The organism is Actinoplanes sp. ATCC 53533 (assembly GCF_003947245.1).
On record NZ_QHHV01000132.1, the window covers coordinates 31,503 to 57,174 of the forward strand.

At 72.9% G+C, this 25,672-nt stretch carries 22 protein-coding genes; 9 read left to right on the forward strand and 13 right to left on the reverse strand.

What is annotated here, in order from left to right; all coding sequences use genetic code 11:
* Nucleotides 1-6 precede the first annotated feature (6 nt).
* From DMB66_RS37150 to DMB66_RS37170, 5 genes are all read right to left on the reverse strand, one after another.
* Complete coding sequence (locus tag DMB66_RS37150; protein ID WP_125808810.1) at nt 7-1,197, reverse strand: VWA domain-containing protein; 1,191 nt, start codon at nt 1,195-1,197, stop codon at nt 7-9.
* A complete protein-coding gene (locus DMB66_RS37155; protein WP_125808811.1) occupies nt 1,194-3,587 on the reverse strand; it encodes a DUF5682 family protein in 2,394 nt (797 codons plus the stop codon). Before DMB66_RS37155 ends, DMB66_RS37150 begins: the two co-directional genes overlap by 4 nt.
* Nucleotides 3,580-4,641, reverse strand: a complete 1,062-nt coding sequence (locus tag DMB66_RS37160; protein ID WP_125808812.1) for an AAA family ATPase — start codon at nt 4,639-4,641, stop codon at nt 3,580-3,582. Before DMB66_RS37160 ends, DMB66_RS37155 begins: the two co-directional genes overlap by 8 nt.
* A gap of 107 nt (nt 4,642-4,748) precedes the next feature.
* A complete protein-coding gene (locus DMB66_RS37165; RefSeq protein ID WP_125808813.1) occupies nt 4,749-7,793 on the reverse strand; it encodes an SWIM zinc finger family protein in 3,045 nt (1,014 codons plus the stop codon).
* Nucleotides 7,794-8,171: 378 nt separating this feature from the next.
* Nucleotides 8,172-9,317, reverse strand: a complete 1,146-nt coding sequence (locus tag DMB66_RS37170) for an EamA family transporter (RefSeq protein ID WP_125808814.1) — start codon at nt 9,315-9,317, stop codon at nt 8,172-8,174.
* A 92-nt stretch (nt 9,318-9,409) separates the two neighbouring features.
* Between DMB66_RS37170 and DMB66_RS37175 the strand changes: the two genes are divergently transcribed.
* Nucleotides 9,410-9,904: a MarR family winged helix-turn-helix transcriptional regulator gene (locus tag DMB66_RS37175; RefSeq protein WP_233625107.1), complete on the forward strand. Its 495-nt coding sequence runs from the start codon at nt 9,410-9,412 to the stop codon at nt 9,902-9,904.
* On the opposite strand, the gene DMB66_RS37180 is transcribed toward DMB66_RS37175, so the two are convergent.
* Together DMB66_RS37180 and DMB66_RS37185 are read right to left on the reverse strand one after the other, a co-directional pair.
* Nucleotides 9,905-10,705, reverse strand: coding sequence for an SAM-dependent methyltransferase (locus DMB66_RS37180; RefSeq protein WP_125808815.1), 801 nt, complete (start codon nt 10,703-10,705; stop codon nt 9,905-9,907).
* A 30-nt stretch (nt 10,706-10,735) separates the two neighbouring features.
* Entirely contained in the window at nt 10,736-11,752 is a 1,017-nt protein-coding gene (locus DMB66_RS37185) for a glutathione S-transferase family protein (RefSeq protein ID WP_233625108.1), read from the reverse strand.
* A 36-nt stretch (nt 11,753-11,788) separates the two neighbouring features.
* Between DMB66_RS37185 and DMB66_RS37190 the strand changes: the two genes are divergently transcribed.
* Nucleotides 11,789-12,889, forward strand: coding sequence for a calcium:proton antiporter (locus tag DMB66_RS37190; RefSeq protein ID WP_125808817.1), 1,101 nt, complete (start codon nt 11,789-11,791; stop codon nt 12,887-12,889).
* Nucleotides 12,890-12,913: 24 nt separating this feature from the next.
* On the opposite strand, the gene DMB66_RS37195 is transcribed toward DMB66_RS37190, so the two are convergent.
* Complete coding sequence (locus tag DMB66_RS37195) at nt 12,914-13,363, reverse strand: carboxymuconolactone decarboxylase family protein (RefSeq protein ID WP_125808818.1); 450 nt, start codon at nt 13,361-13,363, stop codon at nt 12,914-12,916.
* Nucleotides 13,364-13,446: 83 nt separating this feature from the next.
* Between DMB66_RS37195 and DMB66_RS37200 the strand changes: the two genes are divergently transcribed.
* On the forward strand, nt 13,447-14,325 hold the full coding sequence (locus DMB66_RS37200) for a sigma-70 family RNA polymerase sigma factor (RefSeq protein WP_125808819.1): 879 nt from the start codon (nt 13,447-13,449) through the stop codon (nt 14,323-14,325).
* A 110-nt stretch (nt 14,326-14,435) separates the two neighbouring features.
* Here DMB66_RS37200 and DMB66_RS37205 read toward each other — a convergent pair whose 3' ends face one another.
* Nucleotides 14,436-16,985 carry a DUF6493 family protein gene (locus tag DMB66_RS37205; protein ID WP_125808820.1) on the reverse strand — a complete coding sequence of 850 codons (2,550 nt, stop codon included), beginning with the start codon at nt 16,983-16,985 and terminating at the stop codon, nt 14,436-14,438.
* Nucleotides 16,982-18,463: an SWIM zinc finger family protein gene (locus tag DMB66_RS37210; protein ID WP_233625109.1), complete on the reverse strand. Its 1,482-nt coding sequence runs from the start codon at nt 18,461-18,463 to the stop codon at nt 16,982-16,984. Before DMB66_RS37210 ends, DMB66_RS37205 begins: the two co-directional genes overlap by 4 nt.
* Before the next feature lie 36 nt (nt 18,464-18,499).
* On the opposite strand from DMB66_RS37210, the gene DMB66_RS37215 reads away from it, so the two are divergent.
* A complete protein-coding gene (locus DMB66_RS37215; protein ID WP_233625110.1) occupies nt 18,500-18,976 on the forward strand; it encodes a hypothetical protein in 477 nt (158 codons plus the stop codon).
* A 5-nt stretch (nt 18,977-18,981) separates the two neighbouring features.
* On the opposite strand, the gene DMB66_RS37220 is transcribed toward DMB66_RS37215, so the two are convergent.
* Complete coding sequence (locus DMB66_RS37220) at nt 18,982-19,356, reverse strand: VOC family protein (protein WP_125808821.1); 375 nt, start codon at nt 19,354-19,356, stop codon at nt 18,982-18,984.
* Nucleotides 19,357-19,428: 72 nt separating this feature from the next.
* Nucleotides 19,429-20,271: an ion transporter gene (locus DMB66_RS37225; protein ID WP_125808822.1), complete on the reverse strand. Its 843-nt coding sequence runs from the start codon at nt 20,269-20,271 to the stop codon at nt 19,429-19,431.
* A 148-nt stretch (nt 20,272-20,419) separates the two neighbouring features.
* On the opposite strand from DMB66_RS37225, the gene DMB66_RS37230 reads away from it, so the two are divergent.
* Genes DMB66_RS37230 through DMB66_RS37250 form a run of 5 tightly spaced genes read left to right on the forward strand, consistent with a single transcriptional unit; the run spans nt 20,420 to nt 24,686 of the window.
* Complete coding sequence (locus tag DMB66_RS37230) at nt 20,420-20,779, forward strand: YciI family protein (RefSeq protein WP_125808823.1); 360 nt, start codon at nt 20,420-20,422, stop codon at nt 20,777-20,779.
* Complete coding sequence (locus DMB66_RS37235; protein ID WP_125808824.1) at nt 20,776-22,017, forward strand: RNA polymerase sigma factor; 1,242 nt, start codon at nt 20,776-20,778, stop codon at nt 22,015-22,017. Before DMB66_RS37230 ends, DMB66_RS37235 begins: the two co-directional genes overlap by 4 nt.
* A gap of 29 nt (nt 22,018-22,046) precedes the next feature.
* Nucleotides 22,047-22,733, forward strand: coding sequence for a response regulator transcription factor (locus DMB66_RS37240; protein WP_125808825.1), 687 nt, complete (start codon nt 22,047-22,049; stop codon nt 22,731-22,733).
* Nucleotides 22,726-24,090, forward strand: a complete 1,365-nt coding sequence (locus DMB66_RS37245) for a HAMP domain-containing sensor histidine kinase (protein WP_125808826.1) — start codon at nt 22,726-22,728, stop codon at nt 24,088-24,090. Before DMB66_RS37240 ends, DMB66_RS37245 begins: the two co-directional genes overlap by 8 nt.
* A 41-nt stretch (nt 24,091-24,131) precedes the next feature.
* Nucleotides 24,132-24,686, forward strand: a complete 555-nt coding sequence (locus DMB66_RS37250) for a hypothetical protein (protein WP_125808827.1) — start codon at nt 24,132-24,134, stop codon at nt 24,684-24,686.
* Nucleotides 24,687-24,764: 78 nt separating this feature from the next.
* Here the strand turns inward: DMB66_RS37250 and DMB66_RS37255 are convergent, their stop codons facing one another.
* A complete protein-coding gene (locus DMB66_RS37255; protein ID WP_125808835.1) occupies nt 24,765-25,535 on the reverse strand; it encodes a DUF5995 family protein in 771 nt (256 codons plus the stop codon).
* Between the last annotated feature and the right edge of the window lie 137 nt (nt 25,536-25,672).

The window sequence follows — 25,672 nt, forward strand, 5'->3', positions numbered from 1 at the left end:
CTGGGCTCATCCGGCGGTGAGGCGCTGGGCGAACGCCATCAGGTCGCGGCGCTCGATCGCCGCCGCCATGAGATCGGGGAACGCGTCCGGCGTGCACGCGAAGGCCGGCACACCCAGCGCCGCCAGCGCCGCCGCGTTCTCGTGGTCGTAGGCCGGTGCGCCCTCGTCCGACAACGCCAGCAGCACCACCACCTGGACCCCGGCCGCCGTCATTTCGGCCACCCGGCGCAGCATCTGCTCCCGGACGCCACCCTCGTACAGGTCGCTGATCAGCACGAAGATGCTGTCCCGCGGCCGCGTGATCAGCTGCTGGCTGTAGCCGATCGCCCGGTTGATGTCCGTGCCGCCGCCCAGCTGGGTGCCGAACAGCACCTCCACCGGATCGCTCAGCTCCTCCGTCAGGTCGACCACCGCCGTATCGAAGACCACCAGCGACGTCCGCAGGGACCGCAGCGAGGCCAGCACGGCCGCGAACACCCCGGAGAACACCACCGAGGCGGCCATCGAGCCGGACTGGTCGACACAGAGCACGACGTCCCGTTGCACCGCCGTCGCCCGGCGGCCGTAGCCGACCAGCCGCTCCGGGACGATCGTGTGGTGCTCGGCCTGGTAGTGCTTCAGGTTGGCCCGGATCGTCCTGTCCCAGTCGATGTCGGCGTGCCGGGGCCGGTTGATCCGCGCGGCCCTGTTCAGCGCGCCGCTGACCGCCGCCCGGGTCTGCTGCGTGATCCGCTGCTCCAGCTCGCCGACGACCTTGCGCACCACCTGGCGCGCCGCGTCCTTGGTCCGCTCCGGCATCACCCTGTTCAGCGAGAGCAGCGTGCCGACCAGGTGGACATCCGGCTCGACCGCGTTCAGCATCTCCGGCTCCAGCAGCAGCCGGGTGAGGTCGAGGCGCTCGATGGCGTCCGCCTGCATCACCTGCACGACGGTGCTGGGGAAGTACTCGCGGATGTCGCCCAGCCACCGCGCCACCTTCGGCGCCGAACTGCCCAGCCCGGCTGACCGGGCCGGGCGGCCACCCTCGCTGTCGGCACCACCGCTGTCGGCACCACCGTCGTACAAGGCCGCCAGTGCCGCATCCATCGCGGCGTCGCGACCCTGCGCGGCGCCGAGCGAGTCGTCCGCCGGGCCGCCGAGCACGAGCCGCCAGCGCCGCAGCCGTTCGCGGCGCGCGGGATCTTCGATGTCCGTCACAGGATCTCCCGGCCCAGTAGCGCACTCAGGGTGGGCAGCACCAGGGCCGCCCGGTCGTGGTCCAGCACCAGCGGCTCGGCGGCGGTGCCTCCCGCACCGGCCGGAGCCGCGATCCGCTCGCCGATCGCGCGGCGCTCACCCGCGGCGAAACCGGAGAAGGTGCGGCGCAGCAACGGCAACACGTCACCGAAGGCCTCCGCCGGGATGTCGGCGAGCCAGCCGTCCAGCAACTCCAGCAGTGCGTCGTCGTGCACGAGCAGCAGGCCGCCGCCGGCGAGGAAACCCTCCACCCAGGCGGCGCCGTGAGCGGGCGGCGTGCCCACGGTCAGCGGCAGCCGGAGCCGCCGCAGCACCTCGGCGGCACCGAGCCGGCCCGCGTCGAGCAGCAGCCGGGTGACCCGGCCGGCAAGCAGGCCGTGCAGCTCCGCGCGCCGGGACACCGACTCCAGCGTGGTCAGCCAGCGGTCGCGCAGCTCGGGATCGTCGAGCAGGCTCACGGCCGTGTGCACGCCGTCGAGGCGGCCGCGCAGCTCCTTCGCGGCCTCGTCGGACAGTGAGCCGACCGCGGCGGGCAGACCAGCGCAGACCCGGGTCAGCAGGCTCGCGGTGACGGTCGCCAGTCCAGCGACGTCGGTGCGCCGGACATCGCCGTACCGCAGGGTGCGGGCCAGCGCCGGGAGGGCGGCCATCAGGTGGTTGATGTCGGCGTCCAGCGCGGCCCGGGTGTCCAGCGCGGCCAGCACCGGCGGGTACGCGGCTGCCAGGTCGGCCAGCAGGCACACCTCGACCAGCGCGGTCACGTCACCGAGCGAGGATGCCTGGCGAGCCGCGTCGGTGACCTTCGTGGTCGCCGCGGCGAGCACGGTGGTGCCGTACATGCTGCCCTCGACCAGCTGGACGGCGAACTCCGGCTGCCAGCGCAACCGCCACTGCTCCCGGAACGTGCCGGTGCCACGCTGGGCGGCGTCGGGCTCGCCCCACGGCACGCCGATCGCCCGCAGCCGGTGCAACAGCCGGCTGCGGGCCAGGTCGGTGTCGCGGCGCAGGTCCAGATCGAGAACGCGTTCGAGCGCCTCGGGCTTGAGCCGCACGGAACGCTGCTGGGCGGCGAGATCCCGGGCGAGCGGCACGGCCGGCATGGCGTCGGGGACCCCGCCGAGCCGCTCGCCGACCACGAGCCGGCGACCGATCAGCTCGACCCGCAGCGGCTCGCCGTCGCACATGACGGCCTCGGCCGCGTCGGTCACCTCGGCCAGCCCGGCGAGCGGGCGCCCGCGCACGGTCGCCAGCGCCTCGGCCAGCCGGGTGGCCTCGATGACGTGCGCGGAGGAGGTGGGCACCCCCTCGGCCCTGAGCACATGAGCGGCATCGACCAGCCAGCGCGGCACGACGTCGTCACCGGTCGTGAACAGGTGGTGATACCACCCCGGTGACCGCACCCCGGCGCCGTAACCGGACCAGGAGGCGAGTCGCCCGTACGTCCACGGCACCCACGTGAACGCGACCTTGGCCTTCCGCCGCCCCTTGAGCAGCGCGGCGTCCTCCCGAGCGGTGACCTTGCGGGCGAGCGCGGGCACATGCCAGGCACCACAGACGACGGCGATGTTCTCGTGGGTGCGCCGCATCTCCCGCAGCACCGTGCGCATGTAGGCCTCCCGCAGCAGATCCTCGGGATCCTCGGGGGCGTTCTCCCGGATGGCGGTCATCGCCTCCGCGATCGCCTCGAAGGCGGGCATGCCCCGGTGCTCGACGACGTCCTCCCACCAGCGCTCGGGATCGTCGTAACCGGCCGCGGCGGCGAGCTCCCCGATGGGATCCACGGGCCGCAACCGTCCTGTTGCCGCGTCGCCGTCGCCGACGGTCAGCGGCTGGGCGGCCGCGTCGCTCTCCTGGCCCGCAGCGGACTCAGCGCCCGGCAGATCCTCGGGCTTCGCTTGGTCGCCGGGCGGCGCGTTGATCGTTACCGCCGGATCCGGATCCGGATCCTGGTCTGGACGAGTCGTGGCCGGAGCGGTGGCAGGGGCCGGGATGGCCGGTGGGCCGGCGGACGGTGGGGAGTCCGGGGTCCGATCGTCGGTCAGGCGGTAGGCATACGGCAGGTCGAAGAAGCGGACCGGCACCCCGTGTTGCACCGCCCAGCGCATCGCCTGCCACTCCGGCGAGAAGACCGCGAACGGCCAGAACGCCGCCCTGCCCGGGTCGTCCGCGGCATAGCCCAGCAGCGCAACCGGCGGCTCGAGACCGGTGTCCGCGACCCAGCGGACCAGGTCGTCGGCCTCCGGTGGGCCCTCGATCAGCAGCACCTCCGGACGCTGGCGGTCGAGCTCCTGCACCACCGCGCGGGCTGAGCCGGGGCCGTGGTGGCGGATGCCGTAGAGCCGTTCAGGCATCTCGGGCGGCACGGTAGAAGTCGCGCCAGTCGGTGCGTTCGCGGATGACGGTCTCCAGGTATTCGCGCCAGACCACGCTGTCGGAGACCGGGTCCTTGACGACCGCGCCGACGATGCCGGCGGCCACGTCGCCGGGGCGCAGCAGGCCGTCGCCGAAGTGGGCCGCCAGCGCCAGGCCGTTGGTGATCACCGAGATCGCCTCGGCCGTGGACAGGGTGCCGGTGGGGGACTTCAGCTTGGTGCGGCCGTCCTCGGTGAGGCCGGTGCGCAGCTCGCGGAAGACCGTCACGACCCGGCGGATCTCGTCGAGGGCGGCGGGCACCTCGGGCAGGTCGAGGGACCTGCCGAGCTGGGCCACCCGGCGAGCGACGATCTCCACCTCGTCGTCGGCCGAGGCCGGGACCGGCAGGACCACCGTGTTGAACCGGCGGCGCAGCGCGCTGGACAGCTCGTTGACGCCGCGGTCGCGGTCGTTCGCCGTGGCGATCAGGTTGAAGCCCCGCTGCGCCTGGACCTCCGTGTTGAGCTCCGGGACCGGCAGTGTCTTTTCCGACAGGACGGTGATCAGGGCGTCCTGCACGTCGGACGGGACGCGGGTGAGCTCCTCCAGCCGGGCGATCGCGCCGGTGCGCATGGCCCGCATGATCGGGCTGGGCACGAGCGCGGCCTCGGACGGGCCGTCGGCGATCAGGCGGGCGTAGTTCCAGCCGTACCGGATCGCTTCCTCGGGGGTGCCGGCCGTGCCCTGCACGAGCAGGGTCGAATCGCCGGAGATGGCGGCCGCCAGGTGCTCGGAGACCCAGGTCTTGGCGGTGCCGGGGACGCCGAGCAGGAGCAGCGCGCGGTCGGTGACCAGCGTGGACACCGCGACCTCCAGCAGGCGGCGCGGCCCGACGTACTTCGGGGTGATCTTGGCGCCGTCGCCCAGCAGATAGGTCACCACCGCCTGCGGCGAGAGCCGCCAACCGGGCGGGCGCGGCAGCTCGTCCGTCGCGGCGAGCAGCGCCAGCTCCTCGGCGTATTGGTCCTCGGCGTGCGGTCGCAGTGCGGTCACTCGAACTCCCTGTTTGTCCCACGATCCGGCCGGTGCGCCGGCCGGCCGTCGGCGATCCGATGCCAGGCACGTTACCGACAACCTCCGACAAGAATCGCCCGTCCTGTTCAGCGCAGTTCTTGCAGCATTTCGTAGCGGAAGTCGAGGGTCCGGGCCAGTTCGGCCACCGGCCGGACCCGCGATTGGTCGCCGGAAAGCTGATCGAGCTGCTCCGCCAGCGTCGCGACCTGCGCCGCGTATCGGGCCGGCATGGCCAGGGCGGCGGCCCGGCACAGCTCCGCCAGCTGCCAGCTGTGCTTGTCCGTGCGGGCCCGGAGCGCGATCGTCTCCACCACTGCGACCGCCAGCTCGTCCGGCCATTCGCCCGGGTGCACCGCGAGCAGCCGGTGGGCGAGGTGGTCCTCGCGCCGCAGGAAGTCCGCCGCGATCCGCGCCAGGTCGCCCGGCGGCAGCAGCAGGTGCAGATCCCACCGCACCGCCTCACGCAGCTTGCCGGCGCCGTCCCCGGCGTCGGTGCCGACCAGCGCCGCAGCCCACGCGGAGGCGCCCTGCACGATGGCGGCCTTGGCCCACCCGTGCAGCAGCGGCGTCTCCCAGTCGTGACCGCGAGCCAACTCCACCACCGCGGCCGGTTCGCGGTCGAAGGCAGCCGTCCAGCTCTCCAGCGGCGTTCCGGCGATGACCTCCTCCAGCAGCCAGGCCTGCACGCCTGTGCCGCGCGCCGGCTGCGCCGCGACGCCATCACGCTGCAGCTCCGGCGTCAGCTCCGGGGGCGGATGGACGACGAGCCGGCCCGCCAGGCGCACAGCCCGGTGGGCGCGCGCCGTCATCCGCTGCGCCAGCGCCGACCCGGGGAGCCGTTGCAGCAGGTCGAGGGCGGCTTGACGAACCTCCTTCCGCCGATCGTCGAGCGACTGCTCCAGGAAGGGATCGTCGGCAGTGGACAATCCGGCCTCGAGGACGGCCACGAAGCGGGCGCGATCCTCCGGCGCCTCCGCCTTCCAGGTGCTCCGCAGCAATGCGAGCGCGGCGGCCGGGTCGGTGCCGCGCAGCTGGGACAGAAAGGCGAGCCGCTCGCCCACCGTGCCGGTCTGCCACACCTCCGGGTCGGTGGGCACTCCCGCTCCGGGAGCTTCGTCGCGCAACCACCGCCAGTCGGGCCGCATCCCCGCCAGCCAGGTGCCGCGATTGCCCGCGACCTTGCCGAGCGCGGGCCGGATCGCCCCGTTGCGCCGGCCCGCGTCCAGCAGCGCGGGCAGGGTCTCGGGTGGCACGTGGCCGCCGTGCGCGGCGGCCGCCGTCAGCCACTGGGCCAGCAGCTCCTGAGTCTGCTGCGCGCCGCCGGGCGCCCCGCCGTCGGTGAGCAACCGCACCAGCCGCTCCCCCGCGGCGGGCGGGAGCGGCTGGTCGATCTCGGCGGGCGCGGCCTCGACCGGCGGATGGCCGGCCACGGGGATGGCACCGGCCCGGCGATAGGTGAGCGCGGCCGCCGCGGCCTCCAGCAAGGTGAGCGCGGCCGCGGCGGGCTCCGGCGAGGTGAGTGCGGTTGCGGCGGGCTCCGGCGGGGAGGGCGTGGTTGCGGCGGGCTCCGGCGAGGTGAGTGTGGTTGCGGCGGGCTCCGGCGAGGTGAGTGTGGTCGCGGCGGGCTCCGGCGAGGTGAGTGCGGTTGCGGCGGGCTCGCCCGATCCGAGCGCGGTGGGGGCGGGCTCCGGCGAGGGGGATGCGGTCGTCAGAGCTCTTTCGCCGATGTGGACGGTCTTGGACGCCCACGGCCGGCGGGCCGTCCCCACCAGCGCCGCCGCCAGCAGATCGGCAGGCAGCTCGGGCTGCTGCGGGCCGCCTCCCGGGACCGGTGCGGGCGCCGGCACCTGGCGCCCGTCGGCCCAGGCGGCGAGCGGTCGCAGCCCGGCCGGTGACCATTCACCCGCGACGGCGGCCGGCGCCCCACCCGCCGCGGCCAGCAACCACCAGGACTCGCGATGCCCGGGCGCCAGCGGCAACGACTCCCCGGACGCGTCGGTGAGGAACCCGTCGGCGCTGGGCATCACGCCGGCGAGCAGCATCGGCGCGTCCGTGCGCCATGGCTCGGCGGCCACCGTCGTCGTCCATCCCGCCAGCGCGGCCCGCAGCCCCATCGCCCCGGCCGGCGTGCTCAACGGCTGCGGCGTGCTGAATCTCTCCCGCACGAGCGCCCGCAGCGGCGCGGCCCCCGGATAGAAGCAGAGCGTCGCGTCGATCACCGTCCCCGGCAGCACGTCGGCGGCCGGCGGCTGGCCCGGCGCCGCGAACGACAGGATCAGCGCGAACCGCCCCGTCGCGGCGCCCAGCAGCCAGCTCCGCCGGGTGGTGATCGCTCCCTCGTCGCTGTCGACCTGGCCCAGGACCTGCCATCGGTCGCGGACCGGCGGCGTGGCGAGCACCTCCTCCTGGGCGACCGGGAAGCCGATCCGGGAGCGGACCGTCGCGGCCAATGCCGGGGGAAGCTCGTCGAGCCGTTCGTGACCGGAGACCAGCAGGCGGATCATCGCGAGCCCGCCGAGGAGCCGGTCGGCCCAGTGCGGGCCGATGCCCGCGACACCGCCCAGCCGCCGCACCGCCGAGGCCGCCCCCGGGGCCTGCGCGTCCACGAGACGGGCGGCCATCGTCTCGTACGGCTGGCGGCCGGCCTGCTGCGCCCCGGCCAGCCCCTGCTGCACCTGGTCGTCCAGCCAGCGCCGCAGCTCCGCCATGCCGGCCGCGACCCGCTCGGCGCGCTGTTGCCCGCGTTTGCGGGCTGCCTCGGCGTTGACCGGCCCGGGCTGCCGGGGAGCGGCCCGCGCCGCGCGGCCCGCCAGCCATTCCGTCACGAAGGCCGGTGGCGTGGCGGCCGGGTCGACGGCGGCGCCCTCGGCCCAGAGCAGGAGCAGGCCGAGGGCGTGCTTGCAGGGAAACTTTCGGCTCGGGCAGGAGCACTTGTAGGCCGGGCCGGAGAGGTCGACGCAGACCTGGTAGGGATTTCTGCCGCTGCCCCGGCACAGCCCCCACAGGACCTCGTCGAGCAGCCCGGCCTCCTGCCACTTCGAGGCGCTGCTGACCCCGCGCGCGCACTTCAGGGAGCTCGCGTCGGGGGCCAGCGCGATGACTTGGGCGGCGGACCAGCGTTCAACGGGCACTGGAGCACTGTAGAAGTGGGGTACGACATCAGTGAAGGAGCGGAAATGAAGGTCATCATCTTCGGCGCCACCGGCATGGTCGGCCAGGGCGCGCTGCGCGAGAGCCTGCTGGCCGCCGACGTCGAGGAGGTGCTGGCGGTGGGGCGCCGGCCCACCGGGGTGCGGCATCCGAAGCTGCGCGAGGTCACCCTGGCCGACTTCGCCGACCTGACGCCCATCGAGGACCGACTGCGCGGCTACGACGCCTGTTTCTACTGCCTCGGCGTCTCCTCGGTGGGGCTCGACGAGGCGGCGTACAGCAGGATCTCGTACGACTATCCGGTCGCGGCCGCGCACAAGCTCGCCGAGCTCAACCCCGCGATGACCTTCATTTACGTCTCAGGCGCCGGCACGGACCCCGACGGCCGGGCGAGGTGGGCGCGGGTCAAGGGCCGGACCGAGGTCGAGGTGATCAAGACCTTCCCGAACGGGTACGGCTTCCGCCCCGGCATCATCCAGCCGACGCACGGCGCCACCTCGAAGACCAGGGTCTACCGGGTGGGCTACACGCTCGCCGCGCCGCTGATCTGGTTGCTGAACAGGTTCGCGCCGAAGCTTGTGACCAGCACCGATCGCCTCGGTCAAGCCATGCTGCGGGCCGCGCGCACCGGCTTCGCCACCCACATCGTGGAGAACGCGGACCTGCGCTGACCGCGCCCCGACCAGCACCGCGCCGAAGGCGAGCGCCATGCCCAGCACCTGCACACCGGTGAGTGCCTGACCCAGGGCCGCCCACCCGACGACCGTCGCGACCAGCGGCGACAGCAGACCGAGCAGGGAGACCCGGGCGGCGTTCAGGCGCTCCAGACCGCGGAACCAGATCGTGTACGCCAGCGCGGTGCCGACCAGCGACAGGTACGCGTACCCGGCGATGTTGCTGCCCGTGAGCGTCGCCGGCAGCCCTTCCACCCCCAGCGCCAGCGGCGCGAGCAGCAGGCCGCCCGCGGTGAGCTGCCAGCCCGTGGTGGTGAGCAGGGACGCGTCCGGCCGCCCCCAGCGCTTGGTCAGCACCAGCCCGAGCGCCATCGAGGCCGTCCCGGCGAGCCCGGCCACCAGCCCGATCGGGTCGAGCCGGGCCTCGGCGGTCAGCACGGCCAGCGCCACCCCACCCGCGCCGACGACCGCGGCGAGCACCGTCCGCAGGGCGACCCGCTCGGTCAGCAGCAGCACGGTGAGACCGGCGACGAGCAGCGGCTGGGCAGCGCCGAGCACGGCCGCCATCCCGCCCGGGAGCCGGTACGCGCTGACGAACAGCAGGGCGAAGAACACCCCGATGTTGAGTGCCCCGAGCACCGCCGAGCGCCACCACCAGTCGCCGCGGGGCAGCCGGCGGGTCAGCGCGATCAGCAGCAACCCGGCCGGCAGGGCGCGCAGGGTGGCGGCGAGCAGCGGCCGGCCCGGGGGCAGGAACTCGGTGGTGGCGGCGTACGTCGTGCCCCAGACGGCCGGGGTCAGGGCGGTGACGAGCAGGACCGGCGGGCGCATCGCAACTCCCTCGACGAAAAGTATCTCGACATCAAGAGACTTGCTCAGGATTCCCTTCTTGTCAAGAAGCTCGATATCGAGAGAATGGATCCGTGGCACACACCGACGGCGTCGACCGGATCATCGAGCAGTGGCGGCACGAGCGTCCCGAGCTGGACACGGCCGCGATGGCGGTGTTCGGCCGGATCTTCCGGCTGGCCCGGATCGCCGGCGACGAGATGGAACGGGCCTACGCGGAGTTCGGCCTCGGCCGGCCCGAGTTCGATGTGCTGGCGACACTGCGCCGGGCGGGGGAGCCGTACGAGCTGTCGCCGGGCGCCCTGGCAGCTTCGATGATGCTCAGCACGGGCGGCACCACCGCGCGGCTCGACCGCCTGGAGAAGGCCGGCCTGGCGCAACGCCGCCCGTCACCCACCGACCGCCGGGGCGTGCTGGTCCGGCTGACGCCGCACGGCCGGGACATCATCGACCGCGCCCTCGGCGCCGGCCTGGCCCGGCAGCAGAGCCTGCTCTCCCACCTGTCACCGGCCGCCCAGCGCCAACTGGCCGATCTGCTCCGCGAGGCGCTGGACGCCCACGACAGCTAGCTAGGGCTTTCGCCCGACCCCGGCGTACATCGAGACGTAGGCCGGGTTCGGGCGCGGTTCCGGCTCGTCCTGCGCCCGCCACTCGCTGACCGGGGTGACGCCGGGCTCGACCAGCTCCAGCCCGGCGAACAGGTCGGTGAACTCGGCCCGGTCCCGCGGCCAGATGTTGGTGATGCCGGCCGCCAGCGCCGCGTCGTAGTCCGCCGCCATCTTCGCCGGCAGCGGGTCCTTCGTCGCGTTCGTCACCACCAGGTAGCTGCCGCTGGGCAGGGCGTCCATCAGGGTGCGCACGATCGGCGCGCCGGCGCCGTACCCCGCTATGAAGTGCAGCACCGCGACCAGCATCAGCGCGACCGGCTCGCCCAGGTCGAGGGTCTCGCGCAGTTCGGGGTGCGACAGGATCTGCTCGGGCGACCGCAGGTCGGCCTCGATGTAGGTGGTGCGGCCCTCGGGCGTGCTGGTCAGCAGCGCCCGGGCGTGCACCATCACCATCGGGTCGTTGTCGACGTAGACCACCCGGCTGTCCGGCGCGATGCGCTGCGCGACCTCGTGGGTGTTGTCGGCCGTCGGCAGCCCCGTACCGATGTCCAGGAACTGCCGGATGCCCGCCTCCGCGGCCAGATAGCGGGTGACCCGCTGCAGGAGGCGGCGGTTTTCCAGGGCGGCCAGCCGGGCCGTCGGGAAGGTCTTGAGGATCTCGTCGCCGGACGCGCGGTCGACCGCGAAGTTGTCCTTGCCGCCGAGCCAGTAGTTGTATCGGCGGGCCGGCTGCGCGGTCGTGCTGTCGATCTGGTCGCTCACGACGCCTCCAGGGTGGACACCCGGAGGATCTTATGCGGCGGCGCCATGCCCGGTGGGAACCACCTCCGCCTCCTTCGGCGGCGGCGGTGGGCTGCCATCGCCGAACGGCCGGCCGCCGAGCGCCGCCCGCCCGTGCTCGGTGAGCCAGTCGCCCAGCTCGGGGCCGGCGGGCACGATCCCGGTCGGGTTGATGTCGCGGTGCACCTCGTAGTAGTGCTGCTTGATGTGCACGAAGTCGATCGTGTCCCCGAAGCCCGGTGTCTGGAAGAGGTCGCGGGCATACGCCCACAGCACCGGCATCTCGGTGAGCTTCCGCCGGTTGCACTTGAAGTGGCCGTGGTACACGGGATCGAAACGCACCAGCGTGGTGAACAACCTCACATCGGCCTCGGTGATCGTCTCCCCGGCCAGGTAACGCTGACCCGCCAGCAGCTCGGAGAGCCGGTCCAGGCGGTCGAAGAGCCGATGGTACGCCCGCTCGTAGGCCTCCTGGTCGCCGGCGAAACCGGCCCGGTAGACACCGTTGTTGACGTCGGCGAAGACGACCTCGTTCACCTTGTCGATCTGCGCGCGCAGGTGCTCGGGATACAACTCGGGCGCGCCCGCGCGGTGATACTGCTTCCACTCCAGGCTCAGATCGATGGTGATCCGCGCGAAGTCGTTGGTGACCACCTGCCCGGTCGGCACGTCCACGATCGCGGGCACGGTGATGCCCTTGTCATAGCCGGGGAACCGGGCGAGGAAGGCGTCCCGCAGCCGCTCGATGCCGAGCACGGGGTCCCGCCCGCCCGGGTCCAGGTCGAAGGTCCAGCTTCGCTCGTCGTGGGTGGGTCCGGCGACGCCCATGGAGAGCACGTCCTCGAGCCCGAGCAGCCGCCGTACGATGATCGACCGGTTGGCCCACGGGCAGGCGCGGCTGACCACGAGCCGGTAGCGGCCGGGCTCGACCGGGTAGCCGTCGCGGCCGTCGGCCGTGATCCGGGTGCCGATGTAACGCTGGTCCCGGGAGAATTCACCGGACGGGTTGACGTAGGCCATACCGCTCATCGTGCCCGCAGCCGTGGTTTCTGGCAGGGTTGACAGATGAATGCGAAGGTCAGCAACTACCTGTCCCACTGGACGGCATGGGTCCCGGTCCTTGCCGTCGCCACCCTGATCCTGACGTGGGGCCGCGACCTGCCGCCGCCGGTGGTCGTCGTCAGCGGCCTGCTGCTGGCGGGCGCGGTGCTCGCGGCCGTGCACCACGCCGAGGTGGTGGCCCACAAGGTCGGCGAGCCGTTCGGCTCCCTTGTGCTGGCCGTGGCCGTGACCATCATCGAGGTCGCCCTGATCGTGACCCTGATGATCAGCGGCGGCGAGAAGACCCAGGCCCTGGCCCGTGACACGGTCTTCGCGGCCGTGATGATCACCTGCAACGGCATCCTGGGCCTGTCCCTGCTGGTCGGCGCGATCCGTCGGCGCATCGCCGTCTTCAACTCCGAAGGCACCGGCGGCGCCCTGGCCGCGGTGGCGACCATCGCCACCCTGAGCCTGGTCCTGCCCAGCTTCACCACCAGCCGCCCGGGACCCCAGTTCTCCCCGGCCCAACTGGGCTTCGCCGCGGTGGCGTCTCTCGCCCTCTACCTGCTCTTCGTCCTGGTGCAGACCCGCCGGCACCGCGACTACTTCCTGCCGATCACGACGGCCGGCGAGGTCATCGAGGAGGAGGCCCACCTCGACCCGCCGACGAAGAGGGCGGCGCTGACCAGCCTCGGCCTGCTGCTGGTGGCGCTGGTGGCGGTCGTCGGCCTGGCCAAGGGCGTCTCACCCTCGATCGAATCGGCGGTGGCGGCGGCCGGCCTGCCACAGGCGGTGGTCGGCGTGGTGATCGCCCTGCTGGTCCTGCTCCCGGAGACGATCGCGGCGGTTCGGGCGGCCGCGCGCGACCGCATGCAGACGAGCCTGAACCTGGCGCTGGGCTCGGCGATGGCCAGCATCGGCCTGACCATCCCGGCGATCGCCATCGCCATGATCTGGCTGCCGGGGCCGCTGCTGCTGGGCCTGGGCGGCACCCAGATGGTGCTGCTGGCGCTGACGGTGGCGGTGGGAACGCTGACTGTGGTCCCCGGCCGGGCGAACGTCCTGCAGGGCGGGATCCACGTGGGATTGCTGGCGGTCTTCCTCTTCCTGGCCGCGAGCCCATGATCGCGTTCACCCTGCCGAGACCGCTCACCAGACCTTGCCGGCCTGTTGGCGGATCGCGCGGTTGATCCGGTTGAAGAAGTTGGTCATCGCGATCTCCAGGATGATCGCGTTCAGCTGCTTCTCGCTGAAGTGGTCGGCGGCGTCGTCCCAGATCTCGTCGGTCACGCCCGGCGCGCCGTCCTGGAGCCGGGTGGCGGCCTCGGTCAGGGCCAGGGCCGCCCGCTCCTCCTCGGTGTAGAACGGCGTGTCGCGCCACGCGACCACGTTGTGCAGCCGCTCGTCTGTCTCACCGGCCTTCCGCGCCGACTCGATCGAGGCGAAGACGCACGGGCTGCAGCCGTTGATCTGGCTGGTACGCAGATGGACCAGCGACAGCAGGTGGTTGTCCACGCCACCGGCGTGAATCGCCTTGTAGAGGTGCTGGATCGCGGTGATCACATCGGGGCTCGCCGAGCCGTTCATGCGTGCTTCCATGGGTCTTGCTCCTTCATCGGTTACCTGCGCCCCTCCGGGCCCGTCATCACCCATGACGGAGCAGAGCCGAGGAAGGTAACAACATGTCCGACACCAGCCCGACGGACCCGCTGGCCGAGACGTTCGAGGCCCAGCGGGGCCGGCTGCGCGCGGTCGCCTACCGCATGCTCGGATCGCACGCCGACGCCGAGGACGTGGTCCAGGAGACCTGGCTGCGACTCTCCCGCCAGGACGCGGCGACCATCCACAACCTCGCCGGCTGGCTGACCACGGTGGTCGGCCGGATCAGCCTCGATGTCCTGCGATCGCGCCAGGCCCGCCCGGAGGCGTCCTACGACGACCGCTCGGCCGAGCTGGTGGCGACGCTCGACGACAGTCCTGTCCCCGAGGACGACGCGGTGCTCGCCGACTCGGTCGGGCTCGCGCTGGTCGTCGTCCTGGAGTCGCTCGGGCCGAGCGAGCGGCTGGCGTTCGTGCTGCACGACCTGTTCGCGGTGCCGTTCGACGAGATCGGCCAGATCCTCGGCAAGTCGACCGCCGCCACCAAGATGCTCGCCAGCCGCGCCCGCAGGAAGGTGCAGGCGATCGAGCGGCCGGCCGGCGTCGGACGGGAGCAGCGAGAGGTGGTCCAGGCCTTCCTGGCGGCGGCTCGCGGCGGCGACTTCGAGGGTTTGCTACGGGTGCTCGATCCCGAGGTGCGACTGACCGCCGACACCCCGTCCGGCGTAGTCGTCATCCTTGGCGCCACCAAGGTCGCAGCCGGCGCGCAACTGTCCGCCGGCGCAGCCGCACAGGGGTGGATGGCGCTCGTGAACGGCCTCCCAGGGATCATTTCCTGGCGCGAGGACGGCACCCCGCTCGCGGTCATCGCGTTCACCGTCGTCGACGGCCTGATCACCGACATCGAGGTCGTGAACGACCCGGCCAAGCTCGCGCTGATGGAACTGCCGGATCCGGCATGAGGCCCTGCCGGGGAAGGCCGCCGCTGATCGCCTTGCTCGTCGGAAGCCGGGTTGACGCTTCTGCCGCCAGCGGATGCCGCACCGTCGATCCGAGCCGGGCTTCCGGCAGCTCAGCCGCCGAGCACGGCCCGCAGGCGCGTCGCCTCCCTCGCCAGGCGGGTGCTGCCGGGCTTCGCCGCCGCTTCCGCCAGGTTGGCGATCTCCGCCTGGGCGCCCACCTCCGACGCCACCAGGGTGGCCAACTCCAGCAGATCCGGCAGGCCGCGCGGCGTATGCGGCAGCAACAGCGGAACGGCGACCGCCAGGACCTCCCACACCGCCACGGAAGCCCCGGCGCGGTGGGCGTCGGTCAGGGCGAGCACCACCCTGTTGAGCTTCACCGTGCCGTCGGCGCACAGGTCGCCCACGTCGGCGCCCATCGCCGCCGTGAACGGGGCGTCGCCCCCGGCAAGGGCGAGGAAGGCGTCGACGGCTGCCACCCGGTCGGACTCGTGGCGGGCACCGAACGCGTATGTCATGGCCAGGGTCATCGCCGGGCCGATCGGGCCGGCGCCTTCCGCCAGCTGAAGCAGCACCGAGCCGCCGCCGCGGTTGTCCTGGTCGGCCAGGCCGGCCATCGTCGTCAGGCTCCAGGCTGCCGAGATCTCCCGGTGGTGGGGCGACACCATCGGCAGGATGCCCCAGTGGTCGATGAGGTCGTATCCGAAGTGCTGCGGCTGCGGTCGCCGTTCCAGCGACGTCAGGTGGTTCTCGAGGAGGCCGCCGGCGCGGGCCGGCTGCAGGTTGACCATGACGCGGCGGCCGGTGGGGGACTGCTGCACCATGCGGGTGCTCGTCGGGTCGGGCAGGCCGCCCGCCGCCAGCCACCCGGCGAACTGCCGGCCCGCTGCCGAGGTCAGCCTCCCGGCACCGGCCAGCACTGTGTCGTCGACCGGGCGGGGCACTCGCAGCAGGGCCTGCTCGAAATCCGCCGGCCATGGCTGCCAGCCTTCGGACTCCGCGCGGCGCAGCCGGGACAGCAGGGTCTCGGCGTCGAGGCTGCCGTTGACCAGGCTCGGCGTGGCGACCAGCTCCGGCACCGGCTTGCGCATCACCTCCACCGCCAGCTCCGCGATGCGCAGCGCCAGGGCGCCGCCCGGGGTGGCGATCAACGGGTTTCGGGTGACCGGGGCCTCCTCGCGGGCGGCGCGGACCGCGGCGAGCAGGCGGTGCCACGCGTTGCCGTGGCGATGGGGTCTCAGGATGCTGTTGAGGGCCTCGCCGAGCAGGACCAGCCGCGTCTCGTTCCACCTCCGGTCGGCGAGGTCATTCGCGTGGCGGTCGAGGATGGGATCGAGCACGTCGGCGAGGGCGGTTGTCCGCAGCGCGACGATGCCTGCCAGGACGCGTTCCCAGCGGACACCCGACTCGTCGTGGAAGAGGGCGACCACCTCCTCGGCCAGCTCCACCGCGTCGGCGATCGGCGGTGGCATCGCGGCGGGCGGCGCGGGCGGGGGCAGCGTGCGGTTGGCCGGCGGGCGCGCGGGTGCGGGGAGGGCGGGCTTCGCGCCGTGCCGGTCGAGCAGGGTCTGTGCGCGTTCTTTGATGTCGAGGGCCGGGTGGTCCAGCGCGACGGCGACGGTCTCCAGCACCTCGGCGGCGCGGTCCGGCTCGCGGCGGGCGACCTTTTCCAGCCAGCTGAGCTGGGCCTTGACGAGGCCCTTCTCCTTGCGGACCAGCACGGGACGACTCGCCTCCAGCACCGTCTCCAGCTCGACGCGGCCGTCGTCGTCGAGAGCTCGCAGCGCGCGCTGGGCGAGGGTGGCGATGGTGGCGGGCGCGTCGGGCAGCAGCTGGGCATAGTCGAGCGTGTGGCCGGCGAGCTCGTCGGCGGTCGGTGCCAGCGCGTCGTGCAGCATGGCGAACGGGCGCAGCCAGGCGGGCCGGTCACCGCGGACGAGACGGTCCACGGTGGCGCCGATGATCTGCCGGCGGTCGAGCCGGCCCTCGGCCACGAGCCGAGCCACGGCGGACGGGAACGCCGGGGCGCTCTGCCAGCTGCCGCTTTCCGGGCTGTGGTGACCCACGTTGAGGTCGCTGCCCAGGCCGTCGATGGTGAACAGCGAGGGCAGCAGGAGGTCGAGATAGGGGCTGTCCCGGAGCCGATCGACCATCGGGACCGGCTTGCCGTCCGTCTGGAAGAGTCGCATCTCGTTGAACCAGCCTCGGACCACGCCCTCGGTCACCGGCGGGTCAACGTTTCCCGCGCGCAGCAGGGCCGCGGCGAACAACCACTCGCCCGACCAGGGCTCTCGCGGCGAGACCCGGTCGGCCAGCCGGACGCCGAGGTCGCCCAGCCACGGCAGCGCCCGGGCGTGGGCGATCTCGAGGAAGCGGTCGGTGGGGACCATGCTCCAGTTGTCACGCATCTGGCGGCGGCAGAGCATGGCTGCCGCCCGGGCCGCGGTCGGCAGGCAGCCGACGGCGATCAGGGCATATCCGCGGACGGGATTCTCACCGGCTTGCCACCACTGCTCGGGGCCCATCGCCTTGATCCGGGTCTCGAACTCGCCCGCGAACGCCACGCGTCGCTCCTCGGCGGCCTCGACGAGCACACCGGTCAGCTTGTCGAGCTCGCCGTCGCGGGTGAGGCGTTCGAGCGTCTCCCACTCGAGACTCACGCCATCGCCTCGTCGCCGGCGCGGACCATGCGGACGGCCAGCGCGTGCTTGCACGGCCCGCGTTCGCCCCGGTGTTTCGCCCACCACGGGCAGGTGCAGGAGGACAGCCGGACGTGGTATTTCTCCTCGCCGCTGCGCACGACCGCGACGTCCCCGTCGAGACTCACCGCACCCGCCGCCACGAGGGCCCGGGCGCCGATCAGCCGGGGATTCATCTTCTCCACCACGTCGGCCGCGTAGGGCAGGGTGCGGTGGAAATAGCCCGCCTCGGCCACGTCATAGCCGACCCGGCCCGCCGCGCCGAGCTGGGTCAACGCCTCCAGGATCCGGTCTCTCCCCAGGCCCGCGGCCTCGGCGAGCGCGTCGACGTCGATCGCCGGATCCCAGGAGAGCAGCGCGCTGACCAACTCGGCGTCGTCCGCTGCCTCGTCGCTCGCCAACGACTCGAGCACCGCGCCCTCACCGGAGAAGCCTCTGTATGGCTCCGGTGACAACGTCACCGACAGCCGCATCGCGGGCATGCTCAGCTCCCAGGTGCTCGCCACCGGGCCGCTGCCGGTCGCGATCGCCGGACCGTACACGCGCAGCGCCGTCGCACTCCGCAGGAAGGGCTTGAGGGCGGCCAGCCGGCCCGCGCCCGGCAGGCAGATCGCGCCGGGCACCGGCCGGGACGTGAGGCGCAGCGTCCGTCCCGCCGGCAGCGCCCACAGCACCGAGCGGTCGCCGGCCGGCAGCCGGTTGAGCAGGGTGCGGGTCTCGGCCACGCTGATCTCGGCCCGCGGGTCGAAGCGGGCCGTCAGCACCTGGGCCTCGGCGAAGCCGCGCAGCCAGCGCGACGGCAGCGGCACTTTGCGCTCGACGAGCGGGCCGTCGAACGTGGTCACGGTGAGGTCGTCGGGGCCGACCGCGAGGTGCAGCGGGTCGGCCGCGCCGACGACCCGGGTGAGCGCGCGCCGCAGCGGCAGGTTGACGTCGACGTTGGTGGTGCCGTGGGCGATGATCTCGCCGTCGATGCCGGCGGGCAGCACGTCGAGCCGGGCGTAGACGCCGCAGCAGCCGGAGAACGACTCGAAGCGCAGCCGGTCGGAGCCGGCGGTGACCACCGGGTCGAGGCTGGCCGGGCTGACCGGCCGGAAGTAGCGGGTGCGGGCGACCTCGGCGACGGCCAGCAGGCCGGTCGCCGCGGCGGCGGGCTCGGTCAGGAAGCCGGTGAAGAACCGTGGATGCGCCGCCGGGCCACCGGAGGTCTGCAAGGTGAGCCCGGCGGCCGGGGCCAGCGCCGATGAGCCGAGGTAGGAGTATGCCGCGGAGACCATGCGGAGAAGGTAGACACGGGGTACGACAACTTCGCCGCGCGGGTCCAGATCGGCACCGATCGCGTCCGGCTGGTACGTCCGCAGGGTGACTCTGATGCCCGCGGCCCGGTCCCGCCGGTTGCCGCCGAAGCGCCACCATGGGTTCCAGGTCAGGACCCGCATGGTCGGACCGCAAGCCCGCCGGGTTTAGATGGCACGGTGAGCCGACCCGTGCTGCTGCTGGATCTCGACGGGGTGCTGAACCCCTTCGCCGCGTCCTCCTGCCCCGACGGATATCTCGAACACGAGTTCTACCCCGGTGAGGGCCCCGAGCGATATTGCCCGGCGCACGCCGCGTGGATCACCGACCTGGCCGCGGCCGGTGACCTGCACTGGGCGAGCGCCTGGGGCGAGGACGCCAACACTCTCTTCGGCCCCAGGCTGGGCATCGGGGCGCTGCCGGTGGTGCCGTTCCCGCCGCTGCCGTTTCCGCCGGAGGCCAAGGTGCCGGCGGTGTCGGCGCTGGTGGGTGATCGCCCGGCCGCCTGGATCGACGACAACCACACCGAGGCGGGCCGTCGCTGGGCGGCCGGGCGATCGGCGCCCACCCTGCTGGTGCCGATCGACTCGGCGGTCGGCTGGACCCGCTCCGACGTGGACCGGGTGCTGGACTGGGTGGCGGCCCTGGATCGATGAAGGGCTCAAGCGTTTTGCCAGAGGCCGATCAGGTTGCCCTCGGTGTCGTTGACGTAGGCCGCGAAGCCCATGTCACCGACCGGCTGCCGGCCGATGGCCACCGAGCCGCCCAGCTTTTCCACCCGGGCCACCGCGTCGTCCAGGTCGTCGACGCCGATGACGATCACCGGGCCGGTGATCGGGCCCTGCTTGGCGAGCATGCCGCCGTTGATGCTGCCGGGCTCGCTGGGCCGGCCGGACTCGTCGCCCGGGGTGGTCGTCGCCAGCGTGTAGCCCATCTCGGGCATGGTCTGCAGCTGCCAGCCGAAGGCCTCGCGGTAGAAGGTGTGCGCCCGGTCGGCGTCGTCGAACGGGACCTCGAAGTGGACTACTTTGTCCATGACCCCTCCTCAGGGGATGCGGGTTTACGCTCCCTGACGACGCTAGACCCGGGCACCGACAAAATCGCGGGTTCACTCCCGGACGCGCAGTTCCCGTTCGAGTTCGGCGATCACCGTGCGCAGGTCGTCCAGGCGCTGGCTGATCGCGATGCGGTCCAGCTCGTCCGGCACGCCGTCGCCGTCGGAGTCGTAGTCCGCCGCCAGGCCCTCGGTCATCTCCAGCCGGCGTACCTCCTCCATCGAGTTCACGATGACCGCGATCAGGATGTTGACCAGCAGATTCACCGTGATCAGGATGTAGCTGACGTAGTAGACGAGGGTCCACGTCGAGACCGCCAGGCCCTGCTCGATCAGCTCCGGCAGGTTCTCCTGGGAGAGCAGCACGAAGAGGGTCAGCACGGCGCGGCCGATCGTGCCGTACTGCTCGGGGTAGCGATCGGCGAAGATCAGCCAGCCCGCCATGCCGTACACGTAGAGAGTGACGAGCGCGAGCGCGAGAAAGCCGCCCACGCCCGGCAGGCTGCGCAGCAGCGCCGAGACGATGGTCCGCAGGCCGGGGGAGAAGCGGACCAGCCGCAGCACCCGGGCGATCCGGATGATCCGCAGGGCGGTCGTTTCGCCGTGCAGGGCGGGTATGAAGACGGCCAGCGTCACGGCGAAGTCGAAGACGTTCCAGCCGTTGCGGAAGAAGTCCTGCGGCCGCCGGCCGTACGCCAGGATCCGGACCGCGATCTCGGCCAGGAACAGGATGCGGAACGACCATTCCAGCCCGTGCAGCAGGGGGAGGGCATGCGCCAGGTGCGGGTACGTCTCGAGGCCGAGCACGATCGCGTTCGCACCGATGACGACGATGATCAGCACTTCGAACAGGCGCGAACCGGTGATCCGCGCACACCACCGGGTGACCTTCGACATCTGTCGACCCTACAAACGAGGCTGCCGCACGGTGCGGCCACGAAGCGCGCGAAGATTTCCCCCGGGGCGTGTCGAGAACGGATCGAGGACTCCGACTCACCCGTGGAAGTGCCCCACCCGGGGCGCCCGAGGGCTGGGAGACTGAGCCATGAAGTACATGCTGATGATGTTCGGCGACGGCGCGACCATGATGCGGACCCGCAGCCAGGAATGGGTCGGCGAGATGATCGAGTTCATGGGTTCGTTCAACGCCGGCCTGGAGAAGGCCGGTGAGCTGGTCGAGGCGCGCGGGCTCGCCGATCCCACCTCCGCCAAGACGGTGAGCCTGGTCGACGGCCAGGTCGTCGTCACCGACGGGCCGTTCGCCGAGGCCAAGGAGTCGCTGGCGGGCTACTGGGTCCTCGAGGTGCCCGGCGAGCAGCGCGCGATCGAGCTGGCCGGCGAGGTTGTCGTCTGGGCCGAGCGGGTCGAGCTGCGCGAGGTTCCCGATGGGCCGCCCGAGCAGTGACCACGGATCAGCCCGGGGTCGAGGACCTGCTGCGTGAGCTCGCGCCGCAGGTCCTCGGGGTCCTCATCCGCCGGTACGGCCAGTTCGACGCCGCCGAGGACGCGGTCCAGGAGGCGCTGCTCTCCGCCGCTCTCAAGTGGCCGGTCGAGGGCGTGCCCGACAGCCCGCGCTCCTGGCTGATCACCGTGGCGGGCCGCCGCCTGGTCGACGAGTGGCGCAGCGAGAGCGCCCGGCGGGCCCGCGAGGAGCAGGTCGTGCTGCTCGAGCCCGCCGACCCGGCCGCCGCCGTCGACCAGGACGACACCCTCGCGCTGCTGTTTCTCTGCTGTCATCCGTCGCTGTCGCCGCCCTCGCAGCTCGCCCTGACCCTGCGCGCGGTCGGCGGCCTGAGCACCGCGGAGATCGCCCAGGCGTTCCTGGTGCCCGAGGCCACCATGGCCCAGCGGATCAGCCGGGCCAAGCAGCGGATCCGCGGCAGCGGCCTGGGCTTCGAGGCGCCGCCGCCCGCCGAGCGGGCCGACCGGCTGCAGGTCGTGCGGCAGGTGCTCTACCTGGTCTTCAACGAGGGTTACACGACCAGCGCCGGACCCGAGCTGCAGCGCGCGGAGCTGACCACCGAGGCGATCCGGCTGGCCCGGATGCTGCACCGGCTGCTGCCCGGCGACGGCGAGACGGCCGGGCTGCTGGCGCTCATGCTGCTCACCGACGCCCGCCGCGCGGCGCGGACCGACGCGCACGGGGCGCTGGTGCCGCTGGACGAGCAGGACCGCAGTGTGTGGAACGCCGCGTACATCGCCGAGGGCGTCGCGCTGGTCTCCGGGACGCTGGGGCGGGGGCCGCTGGGGACGTACCAGTTGCAGGCCGCGATCGCGGCGGTGCACGACGAGGCCGGCACCGCCGAGCAGACCGACTGGCCGCAGATCCTCGCCCTCTACGAGGTGCTGGAGCGGGTCTCGCCGGGGCCGGTGGTCACGCTGAACCGGGCGGTGGCCGTGGCCCGGGTGCGCGGTCCGCTGGCCGGGCTCGCGGCGCTGGCCGAGCTCGACGGCGACGCGCGGATGGCCGGCAACCACCGGCTCGAGTCCGTCCGCGCGCACCTGCTCGAACTGGCCGGGCAGCAGGCCGCCGCGCACGATTGCTACCTGCGGGCGGCCGAGATGACGGCCAGCCTGCCCGAGCAGCGGTATCTGACCCTGCGGGCCGCGACGCTGGCGACCCGTACCTCATCCGAACATTGACCCGGCCCGGTGCCGGGCATGATGGTGCGGTGACCGACGTTCCCAAGGGCCTGATCCTGCTGGTCGAGGACGAGCGGCCGATCGCGGACCTGGTCCGGCTCTACCTGAGCCGGGACGGCTTCGGCGTGCACGTCGAGCACGACGGCGCGGCCGGGCTGGCGGCGGCCCGCCGGCTGCGGCCGGTCGCGTGCGTGCTGGACATCGCGCTGCCCTCGATGGAGGGCACGGAGATCTGCCGCCGGCTGCGCGCGGAGGGTGACTGGACGCCCGTCGTCTTCCTCACCGCTCGCGACGACGAGGTCGACCGGATCCTCGGCCTCGAACTCGGCGGCGACGACTACCTCACGAAGCCGTTCAGCCCGCGCGAGCTGGTCGCCCGGGTGCGCGCGCTGCTGCGCCGCGCGGCCGGGCCACCCGACGGCGGCCGGGTACGGACCCTCGGCCCGTTGCTGCTCGACTCGGGCCGGCACGTGGTCACCGTGCACGGCTCGCCGCTGACGCTCACCCCGACCGAGTTCGACCTGCTCGCCCACCTGCTGGGCCGCCCGGGGCGGGTCTTCACCCGGGAGGAGCTGCTGGCCAGCGTCTGGGGGTACGCCTCGCACGCGGGCACCCGTACCGTCGATGTGCACGTGGCCCAGGTCCGCGCGAAGCTGGGGCCGGCCGCGAACCTGATCCGCACGGTCCGCGGAGTCGGTTACACCGCCGATGCGTAGCATCCTGGGCACCCTGTCCGGCCGGACCGTCCTGGTCACCGCGGCCACCGCCGTCATCGCCGTCATCGTCACCGCCCTGGTCGCGCTGCCCATCGCCGTGCGCTCGGCCAACAACGCGGCCCGCGACGAGCTGGTGGAGAAGTCGGCGCTCGCCGTCGAGCTGCTCGCCACGGAACGCCAGGTCGCCCGCGAGCGGATCGTCTCCCGGCTGCGCGCGGACGGCGTCGACGTCTACCTGATCCGGCGCGGCGCCGTCGACCGGGCCGGCCTGCCGGACCGGGTGATCAGCCAGGTCGCCGGCGGCGCGGCCGTCGAAACCCGGGGCGTCATCGGCGGGCAGGCGGTGCTGATCGTCGGCCGGCCGCTGCGCGGCAACACCAGCGGGGTCGTGCTGACCCGCGACGTCGCCTCCGGTACGGCCGCCCGGGTCCTCGGCGGCGTGTGGGTGGCGCTGCTCGCCGGGTTGTTCGGCGGTGTCCTCGCCGGTGCGCTGCTGGCCCGGTTCATCGCCCGGCCGCTGCGGCAGGCGGCGGTGGCCGCGGGCCGGATGTCGGCCGGCGACCGGTCGGTGCGCCTGGTGGTGCGGCCGCCGGCCGAGGTGGCCGAGCTCGCGGCGGCCCTCAACCAGCTCGGCGCGGCGCTGCAGATCAGCGAGGGCCGGGAACGGGATTTTCTGCTGTCGGTGTCGCACGAGCTGCGGACCCCGCTGTCCACGATCCGCGGCTACGCCGAGGCCCTGGCCGACGGGGTCGTGGCGGCCGAGGGCGCGCCCCGGGCCGGGCAGACGATGCTGGCCGAGGCGGACCGGCTCGACCGGCTGATCTCCGACCTGCTGGTGCTCGCCCGGCTGGAGGCCGCGGACCTGCCGGTCGACATCGTGCCGGTGGACCTGGCCGACCTGGTCGGCTCGGCCGCCGAGGCGTGGGCGCCGCGCTGCGGGCCGGACGGTCCGCGGCTGGGCACCGAGCTGCCCACCGAACCGGTGCTGGTGGCCACCGACCCCGGCCGCATCCGCCAGGTCATCGACGGGCTCTGCGAGAACGCGCTGCGGGTCGTGCCGCCGGGCGCCCCGCTGATCCTGGCGGTGCGGGCCGGTCCGCAGGGCGGCGTGCTGGAGATCCGCGACGGCGGCCCCGGCTTCACCGACGAGGATCTGGCGGTGGCGTTCCAGCGCGGTGCCCTGCACCAGCGTTACCGCGGCATCCGCCGGACCGGCAGCGGCCTCGGGCTCGCGCTGGCCGCGCGGCTGGTCGGGCGCCTCGGCGGCACCATCGCGGCCGGGCACGCCCCCGAGGGCGGCGCGATGTTCACCGTGACCCTGCCGTACCCGACCGGGCCTTACCCAACCCGAACATGACGCTGATCCGGCCCGTGCACGGCCGGCGCAGTCTTTGCCGCATGACACGAACCCGTATCGCGCTGACCATGACCACGCTGGGCCTCGCCGGGCTGCTCGGACTGACCGGCTGCGCCGCCGGTACGGCCCCGCCCACCGCCCCGGTGGCCGCCGCCGCGGACGTCGCGGACGAGGCCTACGCGCTCGCCGCCGTGGGCCTGACGACCGGCCTGGAGGCCGACCCGGCGCCGTCGGCCTCGACCGGTAGCGGCGAGGCCGGCACCGACAAGGCCGGCACCGACAAGGCACGCAGGCACCCGGGGGTGCGCAGGTTCCTGAAGAAGAACACCCTGCACGGCGAGATGACGGTGCAGGGCAAGAACGGCGTCAAGACCGTCGTCGTGCAGCGCGGCACGGTCACCGCCGTGGACGCCACGACGGTGAGCGTCAAGTCGGCCGACGGCTTCACCCAGTCCTGGACCTTCGGCGACAAGCTGCGGGTCGTGCAGGACAGGAAGACCGTGGCGACCGCCGCGATCAAGAACGGCGCGGAGATCGGCATCGCCGGCGCGAAGGACGGCGACCGGAGCGTCGCCCGGCTGGTGGTGATCAAGTAGCGATCGGGTCCAGGGCCCGCGCTCTTGGACCAGCGCGGGCCCTGTCCCCGCCCCCCGGAGAAGAAGGTCGGTGCCGGGTCACTGCAGGATGGCGCCCATCGGCGACATCAGCAGCTTGCCGAAGGCCTCGGCGGTGCCGTCCAGCCGGGCCCGCTCCCGGCCCAATGCCTGCAGGTCATGGCGTACGCACCAGAGCTTCTGCGAGTTACGCCAGGCCACGTTGCGGGTGTACTCGATCAGCTCGCCCTGCCACCAGTCGTCCAGGTCGCCGTTCATCATGTCGATGATCAGCTGCCACTTCTCCAGGAAGCCGCGGCGCAGGCCGGGGATGGATTCCGCGAAGATGTCGTTGATCTGCAGGTAGTCGTGGTGCTGGTCGCTGTCGTCGACCGGGTCCGAGCCCAGGTGGTCGAACGTCGTCACCAGCGCGAACGGCAGGTCGAAGTTGATGTGAGCGTTCACCCCGGCGGCAGCCGACGGCAGCGGCCGCGCGTCCGGCCCGGGAATCCGGTGGAACAGCACGGACCAGGCTCGCGGGCAGCCGGCGCTGGCGTCCGACCACTGGCGCAGGGCGTCGAAGTAGCGGGCGGCGAACTCCACGTCGAGCCGGGCCAGGAACGCCGGATCGGCGAACCGGCCCGCGTACAGGCGCTCGAGCACGCTGCTCGTGATGGTCAGGTAGAGCTTGTTGAAGTCGGCGAGCGGGTTGCTCCGCAGCAGCGGCGGCACCCGCTCCAGGACGTCCTGGAGCTTCGCGAGCTGGTCGACCACCGCGGGTACGTCGTCGGGGTGCCCGGCCAGCACTTCGGCCATGTCCTGGCGGACAGGTCCCCAGACGGATTCGGTGATCATCGCGGTCCTCCACACACGGAACTTCCTGGCGGAGGCCCTCCAGCACCGCCCGGCGGCCTGGATCGCCGGCCGGCCGGGCGGTGCTCCCCCGAACGAGAGTCAGCCTGTCACCGGCCGGACGTAGGGGGATCGGT